The organism is Acinetobacter pittii ANC 4050 (genome assembly GCF_000399685.1).
GTDB lineage: Bacteria > Pseudomonadota > Gammaproteobacteria > Pseudomonadales > Moraxellaceae > Acinetobacter > Acinetobacter pittii_E.
Map to the genome: position 1 here is coordinate 1,089,902 of NZ_KB976987.1, position 23,080 is coordinate 1,112,981.

At 39.6% G+C, this 23,080-nt stretch carries 18 protein-coding genes; 9 read left to right on the forward strand and 9 right to left on the reverse strand.

From position 1 onward, the window contains the following. Window positions 1–24: 24 nt before the first annotated feature. The 3 genes from F931_RS08915 to entS are packed head-to-tail and all read left to right on the forward strand — an operon-like array spanning window position 25 to window position 8,642. Window positions 25–240, forward strand: coding sequence for an MbtH family protein (locus F931_RS08915; protein WP_003651732.1), 216 nt, complete (start codon window positions 25–27; stop codon window positions 238–240). Between the two features lie 12 nt (window positions 241–252). Further along, window positions 253–7,404 carry a non-ribosomal peptide synthetase gene (locus F931_RS08920; protein WP_016141057.1) on the forward strand — a complete coding sequence of 2,384 codons (7,152 nt, stop codon included), beginning with the start codon at window positions 253–255 and terminating at the stop codon, window positions 7,402–7,404. Continuing rightward, window positions 7,401–8,642: an enterobactin transporter EntS gene (entS, locus tag F931_RS08925; RefSeq protein ID WP_016141058.1), complete on the forward strand. Its 1,242-nt coding sequence runs from the start codon at window positions 7,401–7,403 to the stop codon at window positions 8,640–8,642. The genes F931_RS08920 and entS overlap by 4 nt, the downstream gene beginning before the upstream one ends. Before the next feature lie 51 nt (window positions 8,643–8,693). On the opposite strand, the gene F931_RS08930 is transcribed toward entS, so the two are convergent. Then, window positions 8,694–9,425: a 4'-phosphopantetheinyl transferase family protein gene (locus F931_RS08930; RefSeq protein WP_016141059.1), complete on the reverse strand. Its 732-nt coding sequence runs from the start codon at window positions 9,423–9,425 to the stop codon at window positions 8,694–8,696. Between the two features lie 413 nt (window positions 9,426–9,838). Here F931_RS08930 and F931_RS08935 point away from each other — a divergent pair, with 413 nt between their 5' ends. Both F931_RS08935 and F931_RS08940 read left to right on the forward strand, forming a co-directional pair. Beyond that, window positions 9,839–10,129, forward strand: a complete 291-nt coding sequence (locus tag F931_RS08935; RefSeq protein WP_016141060.1) for a hypothetical protein — start codon at window positions 9,839–9,841, stop codon at window positions 10,127–10,129. Between the two features lie 2 nt (window positions 10,130–10,131). Beyond that, window positions 10,132–11,736 (forward strand): PepSY-associated TM helix domain-containing protein, encoded by a 1,605-nt coding sequence (locus F931_RS08940; RefSeq protein ID WP_016141061.1) that lies wholly within the window; start codon window positions 10,132–10,134, stop codon window positions 11,734–11,736. A gap of 46 nt (window positions 11,737–11,782) precedes the next feature. On the opposite strand, the gene modC is transcribed toward F931_RS08940, so the two are convergent. The 4 genes from modC to modE form a co-directional block, all read right to left on the reverse strand. Then, entirely contained in the window at window positions 11,783–12,403 is a 621-nt protein-coding gene (modC, locus tag F931_RS08945; protein WP_016141062.1) for a molybdenum ABC transporter ATP-binding protein, read from the reverse strand. 4 nt (window positions 12,404–12,407) lie between these two features. Beyond that, window positions 12,408–13,100 (reverse strand): molybdate ABC transporter permease subunit, encoded by a 693-nt coding sequence (gene modB / locus F931_RS08950; protein WP_016141063.1) that lies wholly within the window; start codon window positions 13,098–13,100, stop codon window positions 12,408–12,410. Next, window positions 13,097–13,882, reverse strand: coding sequence for a molybdate ABC transporter substrate-binding protein (gene modA / locus F931_RS08955; protein ID WP_016141064.1), 786 nt, complete (start codon window positions 13,880–13,882; stop codon window positions 13,097–13,099). The genes modB and modA overlap by 4 nt, the downstream gene beginning before the upstream one ends. A gap of 470 nt (window positions 13,883–14,352) precedes the next feature. Beyond that, window positions 14,353–14,703 (reverse strand): winged helix-turn-helix domain-containing protein, encoded by a 351-nt coding sequence (gene modE, locus F931_RS08960; RefSeq protein ID WP_016141065.1) that lies wholly within the window; start codon window positions 14,701–14,703, stop codon window positions 14,353–14,355. 221 nt (window positions 14,704–14,924) lie between these two features. On the opposite strand from modE, the gene antA reads away from it, so the two are divergent. The 4 genes from antA to eutR all read left to right on the forward strand — a co-directional run bounded on the left by antA (window position 14,925) and on the right by eutR (window position 19,377). Further along, on the forward strand, window positions 14,925–16,340 hold the full coding sequence (antA, locus tag F931_RS08965; protein WP_016141066.1) for an anthranilate 1,2-dioxygenase large subunit: 1,416 nt from the start codon (window positions 14,925–14,927) through the stop codon (window positions 16,338–16,340). 2 nt (window positions 16,341–16,342) lie between these two features. Next, on the forward strand, window positions 16,343–16,834 hold the full coding sequence (antB, locus tag F931_RS08970; protein ID WP_000076809.1) for an anthranilate 1,2-dioxygenase small subunit: 492 nt from the start codon (window positions 16,343–16,345) through the stop codon (window positions 16,832–16,834). Window positions 16,835–16,839: 5 nt separating this feature from the next. Beyond that, on the forward strand, window positions 16,840–17,874 hold the full coding sequence (antC, locus tag F931_RS08975) for an anthranilate 1,2-dioxygenase electron transfer component AntC (RefSeq protein WP_080649458.1): 1,035 nt from the start codon (window positions 16,840–16,842) through the stop codon (window positions 17,872–17,874). Between the two features lie 444 nt (window positions 17,875–18,318). Further along, window positions 18,319–19,377, forward strand: a complete 1,059-nt coding sequence (gene eutR, locus F931_RS08980; protein WP_016141068.1) for an AraC family transcriptional regulator — start codon at window positions 18,319–18,321, stop codon at window positions 19,375–19,377. Between the two features lie 65 nt (window positions 19,378–19,442). Here eutR and F931_RS08985 read toward each other — a convergent pair whose 3' ends face one another. The 4 genes from F931_RS08985 to bacC are packed head-to-tail and all read right to left on the reverse strand — an operon-like array spanning window position 19,443 to window position 23,070. Beyond that, the gene (locus F931_RS08985; protein ID WP_016141069.1) at window positions 19,443–20,390 is read right to left on the reverse strand and encodes a SphA family protein; all 948 of its coding nucleotides are present in this window, start codon (window positions 20,388–20,390) and stop codon (window positions 19,443–19,445) included. 53 nt (window positions 20,391–20,443) lie between these two features. Further along, window positions 20,444–20,974: a flavin reductase family protein gene (locus F931_RS08990; RefSeq protein WP_016141070.1), complete on the reverse strand. Its 531-nt coding sequence runs from the start codon at window positions 20,972–20,974 to the stop codon at window positions 20,444–20,446. A gap of 28 nt (window positions 20,975–21,002) precedes the next feature. Then, window positions 21,003–22,241: a styrene monooxygenase/indole monooxygenase family protein gene (locus F931_RS08995; RefSeq protein ID WP_016141071.1), complete on the reverse strand. Its 1,239-nt coding sequence runs from the start codon at window positions 22,239–22,241 to the stop codon at window positions 21,003–21,005. A 43-nt stretch (window positions 22,242–22,284) separates the two neighbouring features. Continuing rightward, complete coding sequence (gene bacC, locus F931_RS09000) at window positions 22,285–23,070, reverse strand: SDR family oxidoreductase (RefSeq protein WP_016141072.1); 786 nt, start codon at window positions 23,068–23,070, stop codon at window positions 22,285–22,287. Window positions 23,071–23,080 lie beyond the last annotated feature (10 nt).

Here is a 23,080-nt window from a genome sequence, read left to right on the forward strand (position 1 = left end):
TGTTTCATCAAGGATAACAATATCATGAGCAACTTACAGGAAAACTATATTAATCCTTTCGATAACGAAAGTTTGTCTTTTCAGGTTTTAAAAAATCAACAAGGTGAGTTCAGTTTATGGCCTGCTCAACATCAGGTGCCATCGGGGTGGGATGTTCAGCATGGACCGGATACACGGGCTTCGTGTATTGCATATGTGGAAAAGCACTGGGTTGCGATTAACCCCTTTCAACAAGCATAAAGGAGTATTGTCATGAATCAGGCATTAAACAATGAATTTACTCCGGACCTTTCACAACCCGCTCGTTTTGAATTGGCCTCTACTCAGCTCGGCATTTTCCTTGCCGATCATTTAAGTTCAATTGAAGATTTATATACCATTGCGCATTGTTTGGAACTACCAAAAACTGTCGACATCCCCACATTTAAAAAAGCAATTCAAATCGGCTTAAATGAAGCCGACACGGTCATTGCTTCATATTCATCTGACCCGTCTCAACCATTTATTGAGCTTAATAATCAAGTTCAGTTTCAAATCGAAGAATTTGATTTTTGTCATTTAACGCCTAAAAAAGCTCAACAACGCTTATGGGACTGGATGCCATCAGATCGTCAATGTGCTAAATCACTTAAAGCTGGTGAATCTCAACTGTTCCGTCAGGTGCTATTTACGACACACGACAAAGTGTATTGGTATCAACGTTATCACCACATCATGCTTGATGGCTTTAGTATGATTAACCTAACCAAACGTATTGTTGAGCTATATCAACAATTACAAGAAGGAAAAGATCTTTCGGTTTCCCCGTTCATTGGTGTGAATGACGTTATTTCGGAACGTCAGGCTTATGAAAATAGTCATCAATTTAAAATAGACCAAGCTTTCTGGAAAGCTTACTGTGAAGATTTACCGAGTCCAATTAGTTTAAGTACTCATCATTTAGCGGCAAAAACTACAGCAACATTTGTTAAGCATCAGCTGCGTTTTTCGACAGGAATTTTAGAGCAAATTCAGGCTTTAGCTGCGCAAACCAAGTTGGCTTTAAATGACATGATGATGTCATTGTCATTACATTATATTTACAAAATGACTGATAAAGCCGAGTTGGTTAACGGTATTCCATTTATGCGCCGTTTAGGTTCAAAAGCGATTCGCTCAACCTTACCTACGGTAAATGTCCTACCTGTGAAGTTTAAAGTTGCTGAAAAAGACAGTTGGGTGAGCTTGGCTCAACACGTACAAGAGCAATTACGAGAAATTCGTTCGCATCAAAAATACGATGCAGAACAAATTTTAAGAGATTTAAATAGTATCGATATTCATGAACGAATGTACGGCCCTATTTTAAATTATAAAGCTTTTGATCAAGACTTGGTTTTAGACGGTGAAAAGGTCAAAACACACCATATTTCTACAGGACCAATTGATGATTTTGAGTTTTCCTTTATTGTTCAAGATCATGAACTCATTATTGAACTGCGTGCAGATTCGCAGCGTTATACACAAGATGAGCTATTTAACCACGGTCAACGCTTAACGTTATTGCTCGAACAAGCCTTGATTCGTCCAGAACAGCCATGTAGCAATTTTAATATTACAACACCACAAGAGCTTACTGCCCTGACCCAAAGTGGTATTGGTCCGCGTGTTAGTCATCCTGAACAATATAATAATGTTTTAGATATTTTTTATGAGCAAGTGAAAAAATATCCTGAACGTACCGCCATTGTGAGTGGTGAACGTCCAAACCTTCAGCATCTCAGTTTTGCTGAGCTTGCAGTAAAAGTGAATCAACTGACTCGTTTTTTACAAGAAAATGGGGCCAAAAAGCAAACTGTGATTGCGGGAGCTATTCCTCGTTCGATTGACTCAGTTGTGGTGATGTTATCTGTACTCAATTCTGGTGCGAGTTTCTTACCTCTCGATTTAGATTATCCAATCGATCGTATGCAAATGATGTGTGAAGATGCAAATCCATTATTTGTATTAACTACACAAGCTCTTGCACAGCAACTACCACAAAATATTCAGCAGTTATATCTTGATCATGAAGATGTTCAAACGCAAATTCGAAAGCAAGATGCGAGTGATATTCCTGCCGAAAATCGTAAATTTGATTTCCAAGATGTTGCATATGTAATTTTTACCTCAGGAAGTACGGGTCGCCCTAAAGGAGTAATGAACACACATGGTTCTTTACTCAACCTCATTTTGTCGCATAAACCAACCATTTACTGGCCTGTATTAGAAGCGGTAAATGAGCGTTTCCCTGACCGTCCGTTACGTGCAGCGCATACCCACTCTTTCTCGTTTGATTCATCTTGGTTGCAAGTTTTCTGGATGTTATGGGGCCAAGAGCTACATATTTTTGATGAAAACATGCGTCGTGATGCATTTGGCTTAGTGCAAGAAATTCAACAACGACAAATCGATACACTGGATTTACCGCCATCTTTTTGTGCGCAAATGATGACAAACGGCTTATTTCTTGAAAATCAGCATCATCCAAGTCTTATTTTGATTGGTGGTGAAGCTGCACCTCTAGCCTTATGGCAACAGCTCAATGCTCAGCCAGCGCTTTTTGCTCATAACTTATATGGCCCAACAGAATATACAGTTGATACTTTCCGGGCAGAGTTAAAACAGACCGCTCGCCCTGTCATTGGTAACCCTATTGGTAATACACAGGCCTATGTATTAGATCGTCATTTACAACGATGCCCGACTGGCGTCATTGGTGAGCTGTATATTTCTGGCTTTGGGATCGCCAATGGTTATTTAGGTCGCGCTGACTTAAGTGCTGCCCGCTTTGTAGCGAATCCATTTGAACATGGACAGCGCATGTACCGTACGGGTGATTTAGTCCGCTGGAATAGTGCGGGTAAACTTGAGTTTATGGGGCGCTGTGATGACCAGATTAAAATTCGTGGTTATCGAGTCGAGATTGGTGAAGTTGAAAATGCACTTTCGATTTTAACCAATGTTGAAAGCGCAGTCGTGATTGCAGAACCGATTAATAACAGTCATCGTTTACTTGGTTACTGTGTAGTCAAAGACATTGAACTTGATGAAAAAACCAGTGAACAATTAAGTCAGCAATATTTAAGTCAGTTACGTCAAAACTTACCTGAATATATGGTGCCTTCTGCCCTAACTGTTATGTCTGAGTTTCCACGAAATGTAAGTGGTAAAGTCGATAAAAAAGCATTGCCGAAACCTCAAATTCGTACCCATAGCCGAATGGCTGAAACGCCTGAACAACAGCTTTTATGCCAAATTACTGCATCTGTTCTTAAGCTTGACGCTATTGGGATTGATGACGACTTCTTTATGACAGGTGGCGATAGTATTTCGGCTATTATGCTTTGTACTCAATTGCGCCAACGTGGTTACGGCGTAAGACCAAGTGATGTATTCCAATTTAAAACAGTCGCCGCTATAGCACCGCAACTTACCCGTTTAGATGAGCAACAAGCGGCCGTTTCAAAACCGTTATTTTCAGCGGACCTAGAACAAAAAGTTCAAGAAAAATATGGAAAAAACAGCACGATTTTGCCTTTGCTTCCTTTGCAAAAAGGCATGTTATTCTTATCTCAAGTAGAAAATCAATCAAATTATAATGCCTTTACTCGGCTTAGTTTAAATGGAGAAATTGATCCGGTACGCCTACAGCAAGCATTGATTACCGTATTAAAACGTCATCCTCAATTAGGTGGACATTTTGATAGCGAATTAGCTGAAGAACCTGTTTTTATCTATTCATTACACCCTACTCAAGCTTGGCCAGTTCAGTTTTGCTCAGTCACTCGCGATCTGCTTGAGCAAACTATTCAAGAGGCATTACAGCAACCGATTCACCTTGACCAACCCTATGGCTTAATTCGGGCAACCTTAATTCAACATGCTCCTGAACAATCCGAATTATTGATTATGGTGCATCATCTTTTAACAGATGGTTGGTCAACTCCACTGTTTTTACAAGACTTTATTAAAGCCTATCAGCAAACGAACCAACCACTGCCAGTGCTTGAACATAGTTATGAAACGGTGATTAAAGCTTTATCTGGGCGTGATCATGAAACGTCAAAAGCGATATGGCAACGTGATTTAGCTGATTTACAACCACTTATTTTATTTAATCAACCACAGCAAGCTGTACAGGAAACTTCCTATCGTTTAAGTGCCGAGTTGGGTGCAAAACTTCAACATAAATTACGCCAACAAGGCATCACGCTCAATGTCTTCATGCAAATGATTTGGGCAATGACTTTAAATATTTATGCTCATCGTGAAGATATTGTGTTTGGTACTCCTGTTTCGGGGCGTTCGGCACCTATCAATGGTTTAGAGCAGCAGATTGGATTGTTTTTAAATACGATTCCGGTGCGTGTAAAACTCAACATGCAACAAACACTTTGGGAACAATTGCCTCAGTTACAGCAATTGCATGTTGAACATTTAGAACATGATGGTTTAGGACTAAGTACAATTCAGCAATTGATAGCTCAGGGCAATCTTTTCGATAGTTTGTTAGTCGTAGAAAACTACCCAGATAACCAGTATTTACAGCAAAAACTTGGTGATGCTGCTATTTCCAAACTTACAAATCGCGGTTATAGCCATTACCCGCTTGCTTTGTTGGTTATTCCTGATCATCAAATTGAGTTATTGCTCGAACAGCGTGGTGTAATTGATCAGCCAGAACATTTCTTAGAGCGAATGGTTCAATTGATTGAAATTGCACTAAATGAACCAGAGACGTCTCTAAGTCATTATCGCTTACAGCTGGCTGAAGAACACGATTTAGTCCAGAAAACAAATCAAACTCAATACTATGTTCGCCAAAGCACGTTACAGCAATTACTCAGAGAACAAGCTCGAATTACGCCTGAACAAACGGCGTTATCTGATGAAAATCATCAGCTCAGTTTCAGTGAAGTGCGTTTGCAAGTTTGTGCATTAGCACAGCAATTGCAAAGAACGGGCGTACAGGCGGGAGATATTGTTGCGGTTGCCCTCCCAAGATCAGTCAAATTGAGTATTGCGATTTTAGCGGTGATTGAAGCAGGTGCAGCTTATTTACCTATTGATTTACAACATCCGTCTGAACGCATCAAATTTATGTTGCAAGATGCTAAATCTAAACTTGTGATTGGTGAACAAAAAGATTTAGCAGCTATTGTTCACCCATCAATAGCTACCTTTGCTTTTAATGAATTATTTGATGAAACCAAGGTTGATTTAAGTAGCTATAAAACGACAGTTATTACCCCACAGCACCCGGCATATTTAATCTATACATCGGGTACAACAGGCCAGCCAAAAGGTGTCATGGTTTCTCACCAAGCCATTGTGAACCGTATTTTATGGATGCAATCAGAGTATCCGCTGTCAGCCAACGATACGATTTTGCAAAAAACGCCATGTACTTTTGATGTTTCAGTATGGGAGTTTTTCTGGTCATACTTAGTGGGTGCAAGATTGGTTATGGCTCCTGTGGATGCACACCGTGACCCATTGGCATTATTAAGTCTCATTCAAAAATATCAGGTAACAACATTACATTTTGTACCGTCAATGTTGGCTGTTTTTGAAAATGCTGCTACCGAAATTTTGTCATCTGCTCAGCGTCAAAGTTTACCAATTCGCCGAGTGTTCTGTAGTGGTGAGGCATTACCAACAGCTCTAGCAAAATCATTTACCGAGCACTTTAGCTGTGAGCTACATAACTTATATGGCCCAACAGAAGCGGCCGTAGATGTGAGTCATATGGATGCAACACTAGGTTTACACCCTGAAGAAAGTAGCGTCGCAATTGGTTATCCAGTCTGGAATACCCAGCTTTATATTTTAGATCAATACTTACGCCCTGTTCCTGTTGGAGTGGACGGTGAGCTTTATTTAGCTGGTCATCAACTTGCCATGGGTTATTTACATCGGCCGGACTTAACCGCATCACGTTTTGTGGCAAATCCATTTACAGCAGGTCAACGCATGTATCGTACTGGTGATATTGCCCGTTGGCATGCAGACGGCAGTATTCAATATGTGGGCCGTGCTGATGACCAGTTAAAAATACGGGGTCAACGTATTGAACTGGGTGAAATTGAACAGCAATTACGCTTACTCAGTGGTCTTGATGCGGTTGTACATCCTATCTCTTCTGAGCAAAATAAAGCAGATGTTCAATTGGTCGCTTACTTGCAAACAACTGCACCTGTGGACATCGACCAGTTAAAGAAACAATTGGCGAAACAGCTTCCAACTTATATGGTGCCTACACACTATATGCTAGTTGAGAAATTCCCATTAAGTCATAATGGGAAGCTGGACCGTAAAGCACTGCCACAACCACAGCTTGATCTTTCAAATATAGAAAAACAGTACGCCACTAGTGCTTTTGAGCATGAACTGACACGTATTTTCCAGCAAGTTTTAAACACCGATCAAAATATTGGTGTGAACGAAGACTTCTTTGCTATTGGTGGACATTCCATTTTGGTAATGAAACTTGCAATTGAAATCCGAAAAGTATTTAAGCGGACTATTCCAATTGGCCAGTTGATGAGTCATGTCACGATTCAACGTTTAGCAGCTTTACTTCTTACACAAGAACGTTTGGCAGAAGTTGAACAAACTGGCATGCAGCCTATTTTACCAATCCGTACAGGTTCTGGGCATCCATTGTTCTGTTTCTACCCGGGTTCTGGTTCGGCATGGCAATATACAGTGCTGAATCGTTATCTACACTCTGAATTACCCATTATTGGGTTGCAGTCTCCTCGACCTGAAGGCCTATTGGCAAATAGCGCTGATATGGACGAACTGGTTGAAAAACAACTTGAGATTATTCGTAAGCAACAACCAACAGGACCTTATACGTTACTAGGTTATTCACTTGGCGGCACTGTGGCTTATGCCGTTGCAGCGAAGTTAACTGAACAAGGTGAAAAAGTTGATTTTCTCGGCTTATTAGACACTTATCCTGCTGAAATTCATCAGTGGTTAGATTTATCGGTAGAGGAAATGAATGCTGAAGCTGAACAAGAACAGCTTCAATTCTTCAATGATATTTTAGCCGATGCAGATACGGCATTAAGTGTAGAAACCCGTCGTTTACAAGAAGATATTTTCGCGAACTACCGTGATGCCGTCCGTTTATTAAAACCGTATAAAATGCCGCACTTTGATGGTGAACTACACTTAGTTGTCGCTGAAAAAGACTTGCTGCCGTATATCCAACCAGAACAACAATGGTCACCTTTAGTTAAAAAACTCAATATTGTTCGACTCAGCGAAGCGGACCATACCGATATATTGTCTCCACAGCAGCTTGAAACACTTGGTCCGATTTTAAACCGCATGATTTGTCAGGCGCGCGGTTTAGAGGAGCACACGCCATGAGCTTCAAATCTGTATTGACCGATTTTAGTCTTTTAAAACGTAATACTCATTTCCGACATGTATTTATTGCCCGTACATTGTCATTGTTAACCATTGGCATGTTGGTTGTGGCTATTCCAAAACAAGTCTATGACATTACGGGTAGTTCGTTAAATGTTGCAGTTGCAATGGCTTTTGAAGGCATTGCCATGTTTATTGGCCTGTTACTTGGTGGTTTGCTGTCAGATCGCAAAGACCGAAAATGGCTAATTTTATTGGCACGTGGTGTGTGTGGTTTAGGTTTTGCTGGTCTCGCCATCAATGCCATGTTTGAGCACCCTTCGCTCTATGCCATTTATTTTCTATCCGCATGGGATGGTTTCTTTGGTGCACTCGGTGTAACCGCAATGATGGCAATCATGCCTGTGATTGTAGGGCGTGAAAATATCGTACAAGCCCGTGCAATCAGTATGGTATCCGTACGGCTTGCAACCGTTATTTCACCGGCAATCGGCGGTATATTAATTGCTGCTAGCGGTGTTGCGACCGTGTATTGGGTCTCAACCGTAGGTACTTTACTCACTGTGTTTTTATTAATGGGACTACCTGCGCTTAAACCGCAACATGTATCAAATGGCGAGAGCCCTCTTCGCCAATTAGTTCAAGGTTTTAAATTCGTTTTTAAAAATAAAGTAGTCGGTAGCACGATTTTAATTGGCACATTGCTTAGTTTCAGCAGTGCTATTCGAATTATTTTTCCGCAAATGGCAGATGAAATTTTTCACGGCGGTGCGTTCGAACTCGGGCTTATGTATACGGCAGTGCCTTTAGGCTCGACTTTAGGAGCTTTACTCAGTGGCTGGACAACACGTTTACTCAGACCCGGCTTGGTCATGCTCTATACATGTTTAGGTGTTTTTAGCTGCATGATTATGATTGGACTTTCACCGTGGTTAATCGTGACTTTGCCCATTTTATGTGTATTTGGATATTTGATGTCGATTGCCAATTTGCTTCAATACAGCATTGTGCAAGGACATACGCCTGATGAATATTTAGGACGTATTAATTCAATCTGGCTTGCACAAGATGCGTTAGGCGATTCGATTGCCACCACAACTTTAGGTCTTTTAACTCGGTTCTTACCAATATCCGGAAGTATCCTCTTCTTTGGCATATTAAGCTTTGCAGTCGGTTTTATGTTCTTATTCAACTCTCAAGATATGCGGGAAACAGGATTCCAAGATCCTAAGTTATAAGAAAATTAATCTCTAAATAAAAAAGAAGGCAATTCGTTGCCTTCTTTTGCTTTAAGCAGAATGACGTGCCTGAAAAACCCAAGTCATAATATGGTCTTGTTCTATGGTCCAGCCACCGTCATAGTATTCTAAGAGTTGATAGCGCTGCTGAATTTCTGGCAAAAAAGTTAGCATTAATGTTTGATTTTCAAAATTAATATCAACTATAGATGCTTCTAAAAAATCAATATATTGCTTTGCAGTGGGATAAACCGCTTTATATAGACTTTCTTTTATAGAAAAAATTAAACTCACATAACAGGCAAAATCAAAAAACTCAACCGCTTTATTTTTCCATAAATCAAACTCAGATGGTGTTAAAACAAGATGTGCACTTTCTTGAGCAAATTCTGAGGTCACCCAGTGTTCAATATCAATTCCCAAATAATTCGCGTTGTTAGATAACGCAACAATTAACTTATTTTGTGAATGACTAATACTCCCCAAAACATGGGATGGCCAGATGGGTAAATGTTCGTGCATCGAGGTTATTGACTGATCTAAACCAAAATGATGACTTAAAACAGCCTGAGCCAATACTCTCCCACAAAGGTATTCTTGTTGACGTTTTGGATGTGCTTGAGCAATTTTTAGGGGATGCTCTAATTGCTGGTCTATATGCAAATGATGCGTTTTTGATAAATCTAGACCATAACAAAATAGCTCGGATGTAAAAAAAATAGGGTGCGAAATTTCATAAATTGATTTACTGAGTGGTTCAGGAATGTATAGATAATGACTCACTGGATTCGGCTTCAAAATAAATATTTTTAATGAGTTATCTTCTATATTAACTTACATACTGCAAATCTATAAATAATTATATTTATCATTTGATAATAATTATTATTTACTTATACTGTTGGGTAAATTTTGACTTTAATTTACTTATAAACATCGATTATGAAACTTATAGGACTTTTTTTGACCCTGTTAGGAGCGGTCAGTATCTATTGTAGTCATAGCAACCAGAATCTGTTGTCTCAACATCTTCCTAATTTCTTTAAGTATTTAGGTCTAGTGCTATTAGGCATTGGATTTATTACGCTCTTTGCAAGCTTACCAAAAGTAGTTGCCGCTTTTTGCTGGTTCATGCTCATCATTTTTGCGTGGTCGTTTCTTCCCTTTATGGCGCTTTTTAAACGGAAACTGGTCTCATGAAAGCTAAAATTCAGTCTCCTATCCAGCCAGACTGGTGGAGTAAAACTTTTGCTGGTGGTGTTTTTGGTCTAAGTCTTTCTATCGCGATTGGTAATTTGATTGTTTTATTAGGCCAACCTTATATAGCTATGGATTTATTGGTGCAATTGGGGATGTGGAGCGTTCCGTGGTGTTGGATGCCTATTATGTTTGGCAGTTATTTTTTTACATCTGGGCGAAAAGCGCTTATCTATTTATTGATTGCCAATACCCTAGCGTATAGCTGTATTTTTGTATTACGGGGTTAAACATGAAAGTACGTTCAGACATCATGAAATTAGCAAAAAGCATGCATACTTGGGTGGGTGTATGTGCAGGGATTTTGCTTTTTATCTGTTTCTTTGCTGGTGGGCTCAGCATGTTTCAGCACCATATTAGTAAGTGGGCTACCCCAACACAGCAAGTTTTACCGAAAGTCTCACCCGATCAATATAATGAACTCATTCAAAAAGTACAGACAGCCTATCCTGCTGCGCAAAAGAATTTCACACTAAATTTATCGTCTAATGAATTTCACTATGCGCCCATTACGTGGAGTGAACATGAACGTGGAGAAGGCTTTAATGCTGCTCAATCTACGTGGATGGCAAGCTTAGATGAAAAAGGTCAGTTAATCGTTGCTCAAGAAAACCTATCTAAAGCTGGCTGGCTAATCGAACAGTTACATGAAACAGCAGGCATACCGGGCATGGCAGGTCATCACGGATTAGGTCTCTATGTGATGGGCGTGGTTTCAATTTTATATTTTCTTGCCCTGCTTTCAGGAGTGATCATACTTTTACCAACCTTGGTAAAAGATTACTTTGTTATTCGCCCTGGTAAAAATAAAAAGCGATTTTGGTTAGATGCGCATAACGTGATTGGAATTACCAGCTTACCTTTCCACATCATTATTAGTATTAGCGTTATTGTCTTTGCTTTTCATGACTTTTTTTATGATGCGATTGGACAACTTGCACTCAAAGGACAGCCTGTTTTTCAGCGCTCTGCGCCTGCACTTATTCAGCCTAAACAAACACAAATCGATGTTCAGCAAATATTAGCTCAAACTAAAAAAGTAGCACCTGAATATTCAGTCGACTATATCCAGTTCAGTGGTCTAGATAAGCCTGAAAAAGCCAATGCACGTATTGCTCTCTATAGCGCAGATCAGATGTTGCGCGGTGCGAATCATGACTTTATGCGTATGAACCCATATGCAGTTGAGCACTTTAATCATAAAGGCATTAACACAAAGACTGATGCTGGGAATAAGTTAATCAACGCCATGTTTAGTCTACATTTTGGAAGTTTTGGCGGTACGGGCGTACGCTGGATTTATTTTGTTTTAGGTGTTGGTGGCGCTTTCTTGTTTTATACAGGTAACATCCTTTGGGTTGAAACTCGTGCACGTAAGCAAAAGCGTGCTGAAGATCCAGTTCCTGTTCAACGTAAAGATGTAGTGTTCCTTGCGAACTTAACGATAGGCGCATGTTTAGGATGTGTTTTAGCAGTCGTGGGCACAATGTTAGCCAGTCGTTGGCTTTTCGCTGCTTTCAATATTGAAAGTATGAATCACCTCTTTATGTATGGTTATTATGCGATTTTCCTACTGAGTTTGATTTATACCTTTGTGATTGGCTATGCAAAAGCTTTACCACAATTACTCTTAACCTTAGTTTTTGTGTTATTCGCAATTCCACTAACCTCTTTTGTGGCCTATTTCATTCCTCAAAGTGGCTTATGGGTACATGGCGGAGAAATCTTAGTGGTTGATTTCTTAGCTATCATTTTTGCTTTCGCTTTCTGGCGTTTTTATCAACAAGCCCAAGATCGCCTAAAATCTGCTCCAACAGGCAGTTTATGGGCTAGCTAACAACCTTGAATTAACCAGACTGAAATAATGTGTGGAATATGAAAAATTATAAAACCCATATTGTTTCGGTCAGTTGTTTAATTTCTTGAATATCATGACTCACATAAATCATCGGAATTTTTATTTCCTGTTTTACCTTTTGAAAAAAAGGAATAATTTCAGCTTTATGGTTCGCATCAAGTGCTGATAAAGGCTCATCAAGCAGTAATAGCTTAGGTGAATATAACAATGCTCGTCCTAGAGCTACGCGCTGTTTTTCCCCTCCAGAGAGTTTAATCGGCATACGTTGTAATAAATGCTCTAACTTTAATAATTCAATAATATAATCTGCTTCAAAGTGACGTTCTTGTTGGGATAGATGTTTAAGACCAAATAATAAATTTTGCTTTACCGTTTTATGCGGAAAAAGCTGAGCATCTTGAAAAACCAAACCAACATGTCGCTTTTGCGTGCTCAAATTAATTTTCTGATTTGAATCAAACCATGTTTGATCCTGTATTTTAATGACTCCACTGCGTGGTGTATTTAATCCTGCAATGGCATGTAGAATTGATGTTTTACCTGCCCCAGAGGCACCGAATAAGCCAATAACAGAAGCATCTGACTGGAAACTAGGTTCAATATGAAATTGACCCATTTGTAGCTGAAAACGGCATTCAATCAACATAATCTCACCGTCCTAAACGCTTCTTTTGATAACGATGAAACCACTGTGCAAACCATAACGCTAAAAAAGCCACGCTTAGCGACAAAACAATAAGCCTTTGAATAGCGGTCTCGGTATCGGGTTGTTGCATTAGGCTATACATGGCTAGAGGCAAAGTACGTGTTTCATTTGAAATATTACCCACAAAGGTAATGGTAGCCCCAAACTCACCTAAACTGCGACAAAAACATAAAATAGCACCAATTAAAATACCACTGCTGGCAAGAGGCAATGTGACATGAAAAAAAGCCCCTAAAGATGAGGCACCTAATGTTTTTGCTGCCATTTCTAAACGCTGATCGACCAGTTCAATCGCTAGACGAATAGATTGAACCAATAGCGGGAAACCCATCACTGCAGAAGCAAGAACGGCGCCTTTCCAGTTAAATGCAAGATCAATTCCAAGCGGTGCCAAATATTGTCCAATAAAGCCGCGACTCCCAAAAACTTGTAATAGTAAATAACCCGGTACAACTGGCGGTAACACCAAAGGTAAAAATACCAATGTTTCAATGAATGACTTACCCCAAAACTCTTTACGCGCCAAAAACCATCCCACACAAATCGCAGGAATAATACTGATCACAAGGCAACTTGCTGCAACCTTACAAGAAAGTTGCAGAACGCTGAGCTCTTCTGGGGTTAAAGAAAACATCATGGTTTAACTGGAACCAACACGCTAAAACCATATTTTCTAAATACGGCTTTAGCTTGGTTGCTTTGTAAAAATTGATAGAACTTTGTTGAGTTCGGATTCTTTTTAATTATCCCTATAGGATAAGTAATTGGCGAATGCAAATTTTCCGGAAATACGCCAGCTACTTTCACGTCTTTACTAATCGCTGCATCAGTTGCATAGACAATCCCAACCTGACATTCACCACGCGCAACAAAGTTTAATGCAGCTCGAACATCTTCTGTTTCAACTAACTTTGGCTCAATACGGCTCCACCAACCTAAATTGGTAAAAGCTTGTTTAGCATATTTGCCTACAGGTACACTTTTAGTATCCCCTGTACAAATCTTTCCGATAAACACTTTGCTTGGATCGGTGGTTTTATCTAGTTTTACGTTTAGTGACTGCCCTTTTGGAGTAATTAGAACCAAACGATTGCCTAATAAATTTATACGGTCATTAGCGGCTACTCGTTTTTTGTTTTGCAGATAATCCATCCACTGTATATCTGCTGAAATAAAAATATCTGCAGGTGCCCCAGCTTCAATTTGTTTCGCTAATGTCGATGAGCCTGCATATGAAGTTTTGATTTCTATATTATTTTGTTTTTTATAATTTTTTTCCAAATCACCAATCGCATTCGTTAAACTCGCTGCTGCATAAATAGTAACTGATTCAGCCTTAGCGGAAATATTAAACATCAATCCTATGCTGAGGACTGAATAAGCCAGAACTAATTTTTTTATCTTTCTATCACTTACCATTATGTCTTACCTTATTGTCGTTTTTTGCAGCGATATATACCCAAGAATATAGCGCCATACAAAAATTATGAAAAGCATAATTCGTCAAATATAAATGATCGGAATGAAGGTAAATAGCGCAATTTGTATTTAAAACTTCATTTTGGTGCATTCCGTAGTGAGGCTAACCATTTAAGAGCACTATATAAAACTTATTTTCTTTAAATATTAGTGAATAATTTAATTGGTTTTATGGTCATCCCTATGCCAAAAATCACATAGAGATAACCATAAAGATCAGTCGTTTATGCCAGCTACTTTTTTAGATACGCAATAAAAAACGTCTATTCCAGACCATCTTTTACGATCGTGCAGAATAGACGCCATTGTCTGTGTAACTGAAAATTGCAGCAGTGCTTTTTCAGCGTGCAATTTATATTAAGCAAAAGCTATACCACATTAAAAAATTGAGTCACTATGAAAGTTTTCATTTAGCCTTTTAAATAGCTACTCATGATTTGATAATCATGTTCTAAAGCTTGTCGAGTATTAATTTCCATTTGCCGATAATGCTGTAAGACTTTTTGGCCCAGAGCTGTGATGGCTGCCCCACCACCATGTGTTCCGCCCGTTTGAGTTTCCACTAAAGCCGTTTGAAAGCACTGATTCATTGTGTCGACCAATTGCCATGCACGGCGGTAGCTCATATCCATAGATTTTGCAGCTTGTGAGATCGACCCCGTTCTTTCAATTGCTTCAAGTAAGTCTGCCTTACCCGGACCAAATGCAATATTCTGCTCTAAAAGAATTCTAATTTGTAATTTTAAGTTTTTTTCTTTCATGGGCTTAGTTCACAAAATTTCATTTTATGCTCATTAATATTATAAGGAACTTTAATAGGTTAAAACACATACAATTTTAAATCTCTACTCTTTCATAAAAAGAGTTCATTTAAAAAATCAAATCTGCACAAAGTGGATAAAGATCTGGAAAAAACGGATAGAGGCCATGGCTTAATCGCGGTTCAATCAGTTAAAAGCTGAATGAATGGAGGATTGAGCAAATGACCTCATCTAATTTAAAACAATGGAATGATTTTATAGATGGATGTATCGACTTCCGTCCTAACGATGGCGTGTTTCGTATTGCACGTAATATGTTTACCGAGCCTGAACTATTTGACTTGGAAATGGAACTTATTTTTGAAAAGGTTTGGATTTATGCATGTCACGAAAGTGAAATTCCAAACAATCATGATTTCCTAACAGTCCAAATTGGTCGTCAGCCGATTATTGTGAGCCGTGATGGTAAAGGCGAATTACACGCGATGGTCAATGCTTGTGAACATCGTGGCGCAACCTTAACACGGGTTGCTAAAGGCAATCAGTCTACATTTACTTGTCCATTCCACGCATGGTGCTATAAGTCAGATGGGCGCTTGGTTAAAGTCAAAGCCCCAAGCGAATATTGTGAAGATTTTGATAAATCAAGCCGTGGTTTAAAACAAGGCCGTATTGCCAGCTATCGTGGATTTGTATTTGTAAGCCTTGATACTCAAGCAACAGATTCTCTAGAAGACTTTTTAGGCGATGCCAAACTGTTCCTTGATTTAATGGTCAACCAATCACCAACAGGTGAACTCGAAGTGCTACAAGGCAAGTCATCTTATACCTTTGCGGGTAACTGGAAGCTACAAAATGAAAATGGCTTAGATGGCTATCATGTCAGCACTGTTCACTATAACTATGTCTCTACAGTTCAACACCGTCAGCAAGTCAATGCATCAAAAGGTGAAGAACTTGATACGCTTGACTATAGCAAGTTAGGTGCCGGTGACTCAAAAACTGACGATGGCTGGTTTAGTTTTAAAAATGGTCACAGTGTTTTATTTAGTGATATGCCAAACCCAACAGTGCGTCCAGGTTACAGCACAGTTATGCCATATATGGTCGAAAAATATGGCGAAAAATATGCTGAATGGGCAATGCATCGTTTAAGAAATTTGAACTTGTACCCTAGCCTATTCTTTATGGACCAGATTAGTTCACAGCTTCGTATTGTTCGTCCTGTGGCATGGAATAAAACCGAAGTCATCAGCCAATGTATTGGGGTTAAAGGCGAATCTGCGGAAGCACGCCGTAACCGTATTCGCCAGTTTGAAGATTTCTTTAATGTGTCGGGTCTTGGTACACCAGATGATCTAGTTGAATTCCGTGAACAACAAAAAGGTTTTCAGGCACGACTTGAACGTTGGAGCGATATTTCTCGCGGTTGTCAGTCTTGGGAATATGGCACGACCAAAAACTCACAAGATTTAGGCATTCAACCTGTCATTACTGGCCGTGAGTTTACCCATGAAGGACTCTATGTAAATCAGCATGGACACTGGCAACGTCTCATGCTCGACGGCTTAAACAAGAAAGCATTGAAAATGCAAGATATTACTTTTGAAAACAATGCCGTAATGGATGAGGTGTAACCATGTCACAAGAACTACATTTTGCTGTATCTCAGTTTTTGTACAAAAAGGCAGAGCTTTGCGATGCTTATGACTGGGATGCCTACCTAGAGCTTTACGATGAAGATAGTGAATATCATATTCCACAGTGGATTGATGATCATAACTATGTTCAAGATCCAAATCAGGGTTTGTCTTATATTTATTATGCAGACCGTACAGGGCTTGAAGATCGTGTATTCCGTATTCGTACCGGAAAAGCGGCATCTGCAACACCATTACCACGTACTTTGCACAGCATAAACAACATTCGAGTTAAAACACTAGATGATGGATTAATTGAAGCAAAAGTTGCATGGCAAACGCTTTATAACCGTCAAGGCTTAGAAGGCTGTTTTTACGGACACGCGACTTATCTTTTACGTCAAACCGCAGATGGTTTCCGTATTCGTCGTCAACACAGCATTTTGCTGAATGACAAAATTGATTCCGTTTTAGACTTCTATCACGTTTAAGGGGAATGAAAATGGGACATTCAGTTGCACTTAACTTTGCCGATGGCAAAACCTTTTTCATTTCGGTAAATAACGACGAATTGCTGCTTGATGCAGCAGTTCGCCAAGGAATTAACCTGCCGCTAGACTGCCGCGAAGGTGTTTGTGGTACTTGTCAGGGACAATGTGAAACCGGAATTTATGAACAAGAATATGTTGATGAAGATGCATTAAGTGAGCGTGATTTGGCTGAGCGTAAAATGTTAGCTTGCCAGACGCGTGTAAAATCAGATGCAGCTTTTTATTTTGATCATGATTCTGCTATTTGTAACGCTGGTGATACTTTAAAAATTGAAACCAAAGTAACTGCGGTTGAGTTGGTTTCTGAAACAACAGCAATTTTGCATCTTGATGCGAGCAGTCATACTGCACAACTTCAGTTTTTACCGGGTCAATATGCTCGTTTGCAAATTCCAGATACTGACGACTGGCGTTCTTATTCTTTTGCAAATAGACCAAATGCAACCAATCAATTACAGTTTTTAATTCGTCTTTTGCCAGACGGTGTGATGAGCAATTACTTGCGTGATCGCTGTAAAGTTGGACAAACCCTGCTCATTGAAGCACCTCTGGGTAGTTTCTATTTACGCGAAGTACAGCGACCACTCGTTTTTGTAGCTGGTGGAACAGGGTTATCGGCTTTCTTGGGAATGTTAGATAACTTGGTTGAGCAGCCTAACTCACCTGCTGTTCAGTTGTATTACGGCGTAAATAATGAAACCGACTTGTGCGAACAACAGCGTTTACATGCCTATGCAGAACAGCTACCAAACTTTAGTTATCACCCGATTGTGACTAAAGCAACAGAAACTTGGCAAGGTAAAGCGGGTTATATTCACGAGCACTTAAATAAAGATCAACTGGCTGAACAGGCTTTTGATATGTATTTATGTGGCCCACCACCAATGATTGAAGCTGTTAAAAATTGGTTAGATGAACAAGCTTTGCAAAACTATCGTATTTATAGTGAGAAGTTTTTACAGAGCAATACATCACGTTAAAAGTATAAATAGCTTAAAACCACTAAACCTGAAATGATTCAATATACTCTTATAAGGGGTATATTGAATTTTTGTTTTTGAATTAAAAACTATTATATATCAATAATATAAAATAAAAGATTCCGATAAAATAAATTGACCAATTCGCTCGGATTTGCTATAAATTTTGATAGATCTTAAGGAATAAGATCATGATGAGATTAACTTATAGCACCTTTTATATTCCCCTATTCTATTTCTCAAATGTATTAAATTGATGGACAAAATCCGACTTAAAATTTGAGAAAATCACATTAATTAGCGGTTAAATTGGTCTGTATTTTGCTTATATCTCATTGTAATTTGTGAGTAACTTAATTTTTTAAGTGCCGTATTTACGTGTTGCAAAGCTATGATTTACATATTTTGCACAGTAAATACAGGAGTGAGCCAAAAGGGATATATATGAACCAAGCCAACTCCCCCGAACTCAGTGGGCGTCATTTTCAAAATGAGTCTATCTTTACCAATCATAATTTGGTGTTTGATCATCACGATTTAAGTGAAACCTGCCGAAATGTAGGTCAAATTTTTAAACCACATGATCTTAAAATCTCTCAGCAGAAGCGAGATTTCAGTGCAATCATGCACCATGTTAAAACAGGTGCATTGTCTATTAGTCGTTTGGAATATGGCGCTGATGTCATTATTGAACCAGATCACCTTGATAACTTTTACTTAATTCAAATTCCAACTCAGGGCTATGCAGAAATCGAGTTTGGTTCACAAAAGTTTATTTCTTATTCTCAAGTCGCTTCTCTTATTTCTCCTCAGCAATCTTTACGTATGCGCTGGCACGCGAACTCACCCCAGCTCATTCTAAAAGTTTCAAAGGATGATTTTACTTACCATTGCCGTCAGCACATTACTGATTCAGACAATAACTTACTCGTTTTTGATCCTAAATTAGACTTTGCTACACAAAGTGGAGCCTACTTTTTACAGCTCGTTAGAACATTGATGGACGCTTTAGCATGTGATCAACATCCACTCCATCACCCTTTAGCCTTTAAACAATTTGAGTCAAATCTATTTAATGCACTTATTTATGGTCAACCCAATAATGCATTACATAAAATTGATCATTATAAAGAAAAAACCGTCTCACCTTATTTCGTGAAGCGTACAGAAGCCTATATTAAAGAACATTTACATGAACCACTTAACGTCGAAATTTTAGCTGAACATGCGGGCGTGAGTGTGAGAACACTATTTACTGGCTTTAAAAATTATTTGGGGACTACCCCAATGTCTTATCTTAAAGAATTACGCTTTGAACAAGCTCATTTAGAGCTCATGCATAATGAAAATCTCTCTGTCACAGACGTTGCGTTTAAATGGGGATTTACTCATTTAGGCCGTTTTTCTCAAGAGTACAAACGTCGTTATGGTGAGTTACCTTCGTCTACTCGCCGATCTGGACAGAGTGAAGGTGCAGGCTTAATTACTTCAATTTTTTCTTAAAAAAAAATAGAGTAAGCCTTTTATATTTATTGATATAAAAGGCTTTTTTATAAATTGTTTATAGATTAGAAATGGTGAACATAGCGAACTTGCAGTCGTGTTCCCTCTGGGCGGTTTTCAGCATCTTGCTCAAAATAAGCATTTGCAACCAAGTGATCATTTTTAGAAAAACTATACATCGCACCAGGACCAATTGCCCAGACTTGCTCACGTCTACCTTTGACTTTTTCACCATCAACTTCAGTGTCAGTGACTTGTTTTAGCCAATAACCATTTAGTCCTAAGCGGAATTGTTCGGTAATGGCATAGTCTGTTGCAAAGTTTGCATGAATCGCTTGACCAGCTTTCATATCATTTGCTCCAGCAAATGCATAGCTTGGGTCATCATTTTTAAAGTTATAGAGATAATGGATACGCGTTGAAGCTGTCCACTTGGGATTAAACCAATACGTTGCAGCCCAATAAGGATCAAATGAAACAGCGTTATTACTTGGGTTAATATCTTTTTGTTGATCGTATTCGCCAGTAGGTAAATTCACCTGAAACTCAAAACGATGTACAAACTTCGGCCCTTGTGCCCCCATAACTGGATCGAACTGAATAAAAGGTCCAATCATGATATCCCCAAAGCCACTTTGGGCCTTAATAGCAGCATTATTCGAGCCATCATCCATGTCCATTTTGCTGACAAAAGGAATTAAAAAATTCATACCTAGACTGGCTTTATCTTTTACTCGGACATTCGATAAATAACTAATCTGTTCAACCAGTACTTGATAATTTAAATCAGTTTTAGGTAAACCGAGTTTTTGTCCATTGGCATCGACCAATTTATTGCTATCATAATTTTGAAAATAGGTTTGAGCATACCAACCGGGCCCTGCGGGTAAGCCGCCATCGAGAAAGCTGGTCATACCTAAGTTTACGGTCGGTAAATCATAGGCATGTGTAACCAATGGCAAACCCAACAATGTCCCTGCTAAAAAACCATGTTTAATTAAAGTGCTTTTCATCTTCTTATTTCCTATAAAAAAATCACGACCGGATTGATCGTGATTGTGGTGAATTAATGTGCTAATTCTGGATGCTCTGCGGCAATCCGATACTTTCCTGCGTGGAATACCAATGGTTCACCTTGGCGTTGTTGGTATTGTTCAATTTGACCAATAAAAATCAGGTGATCTCCCCCTTCATACTGATTTACATTGCGGCAAACCAAGGTTGCGAGTGCATCGGTCAAAATTGGAACACCTGCATTGCATTGCTGATGTGCAATGCCGGCAAACTTGTCTTCAGCACCTCGAGCGAAATGTCCCGAAAGTTGATGATGCTCCTGTGCCAACATGTGAATGGCAAAATATTCAGCTTCTACAAAATCAGACAAACTTGGCGCTGTTTTTGAAAGACTCCACAAAATTAATGGCGGATCTAAAGACAGTGAAGAAAAAGAGTTGGCGGTCATACCTATTTTCCGGCCATCTTTACCACGTGTGGTAATCACAGTAACGCCCGTTGCAAATTGTCCAAGCAAATTACGAATTTCTCTTGGATTTTCAGCATTAATTGCTTGTAAAGCTAAAGTTTCAATTGTGTCCATTTTTAAATCTCCCTTTGCTGTTTTGCCCTTAAGCCACTTTTGCTGCGGTTTTTGAGGCCAAGAATGCTTGAGCCTGATTTGCGTCAAACCACCAAGGAGCAAAAGCGCGCGGATCATCAAAGTTATTGGCCATAATTGAAGAAATGCTTTGGTTTCGGCTTGCAGCAGCTAATAGTTCAACAACATGAGGCTGTGGTGGTACTAATAGGCTATTGGTCCAAGCCACGACTTTTTCTGCATAGGCCCAATAACGCTCAAAGGTTTGAACCATCCATTGTTCATTAAAACCTTGATTATCATTGGCTAAAATGGCATCGAAATAGATTTTGCTACATTTGGCAGCATTGTTTGAGCCCTGACCTGTAATCGGATCATTCACCACCAAGGCATCTGCCATCCCAAAAATTTTCTTGCCAGAAGGTAATGTCAAAACGGGTTTACGTACGGTCGGTGGGAAACGTCCAGCCAAATATCCGCCTGCATCGGTTAACTCAACATTTGCGCAGCGTTCATATTCCCAAGGCACAAATTTCTTGAGTAAGCCCAAACTGCATTGCATATGCTGTTCTGGTGTTTTCACATCTTGCCAGCAGTCCATTGGCCCATTTGGAATACCTTCAAACACCATAATGTCGCAAGGCCCATTCACGGTAAGTGCTGGAAATGAAAAGTATTCGCCAACTTCGGGAATAATATTAAAAGTCACACGTGAATAAGGTGAAATTGGTTTCATGTTTTTGACATAGGTCAATGCTAAAGCGCGCTGCGGTTTATCGAAAACACTACGTGCATCATCACGCTCAAACTGTTTAACGACTTCACCTTTACCAGCCGCGAGTAATACAAGCTCGTAGTCGTTTGCGAGTTGTTCTAACTCTGCTATTCCCACATCCTGAATTACTAATTGACCACCACGGCGTTCAAATTCTTCCATCCAATATGGCATTTTGACGCGTTGATCGACCGATTGAGCGTAGCGCTCAAGACGAGCACTCCATTCAAATGCTTTATCACCATTTTCAGGGTTAACTAAAGCCAGCCCAATGCCTTCTACTGCTGGACATTGCTCTTCCCAAAAATTTAAACCTAAGTCACGTTCAGTTTGTAAAGCGGTATGAAACATACACTGGCTTGACATGACTTTACCTTGACGGATTTCATCGGCAGTTCGGTTGGTGATCATGGTTACGTCATAGCCTGTATCTAATAACCCCAAACCAAGCTGTAAACCAGACTGTCCTGCTCCAACAATTGCAATACGGCGCATAATATTCTCCATAATTTTCTAAATGTGCTTTTAAAACGCTGTGCTATTCGGCTAAACGTGGAATAGCGGGCTGTGATCCTTCAGGGCCCATTACTGAATAGCCACCGTCGACTGCATAATCTGCTCCGGTGACAAAACTCGCAGCGGGTGACAATAAAAACAAAACGACATTGGCGACTTCTTCGGGATGACCCAATCGGCCTAGCAAGTGATAATCGGCTGCCACACTATCGGCCTTTTCGCGGTTATTACCGCTGACTTCTGCAATGACACGAGACCATGTCCAACCCGGTGAAACGGAGTTGACGCGAATACCATCGGCAGCAAAATCCATTGCCATGCTTTGTGTGAGTTGACGTATCGCGGCTTTAGACACTGGATATAACCAGCGCCCTGTTTGTGCCACTTTGGCCGAGATTGAAGTAAAATTAACGATTGAACCTTGCTGTTTTTTTAGGTCATTGTATAAAGCACGGCTCAGCTCAACTGTAGAGACCAAATTAATATCGAGTGCTTGTAACCAGTCCTGACGTGAAGATTTAAAACCGTCATCTAAGTAGGTACATGCTAGATTGACCAAGTAACTCACCTGACCTAAATGTTGGTGAATATCTGCCACAGCTTGTTGAATAGCCGCATCACTGGTTAAATCGGTTTGAATAAACATCACGTCATGGTTAAAGCTTTCTGCAATTGCCTTGCCTTTGGCATCAATATCTAAAATAGCGACATGAGCACCTGCACTCACCAAAGCTTGTACAACGGCTTTACCAATCAGAGTTGCACCACCACTTACGACAGCAACTTTTCCTTTTAAATCTATATTCATTGTCGATCCT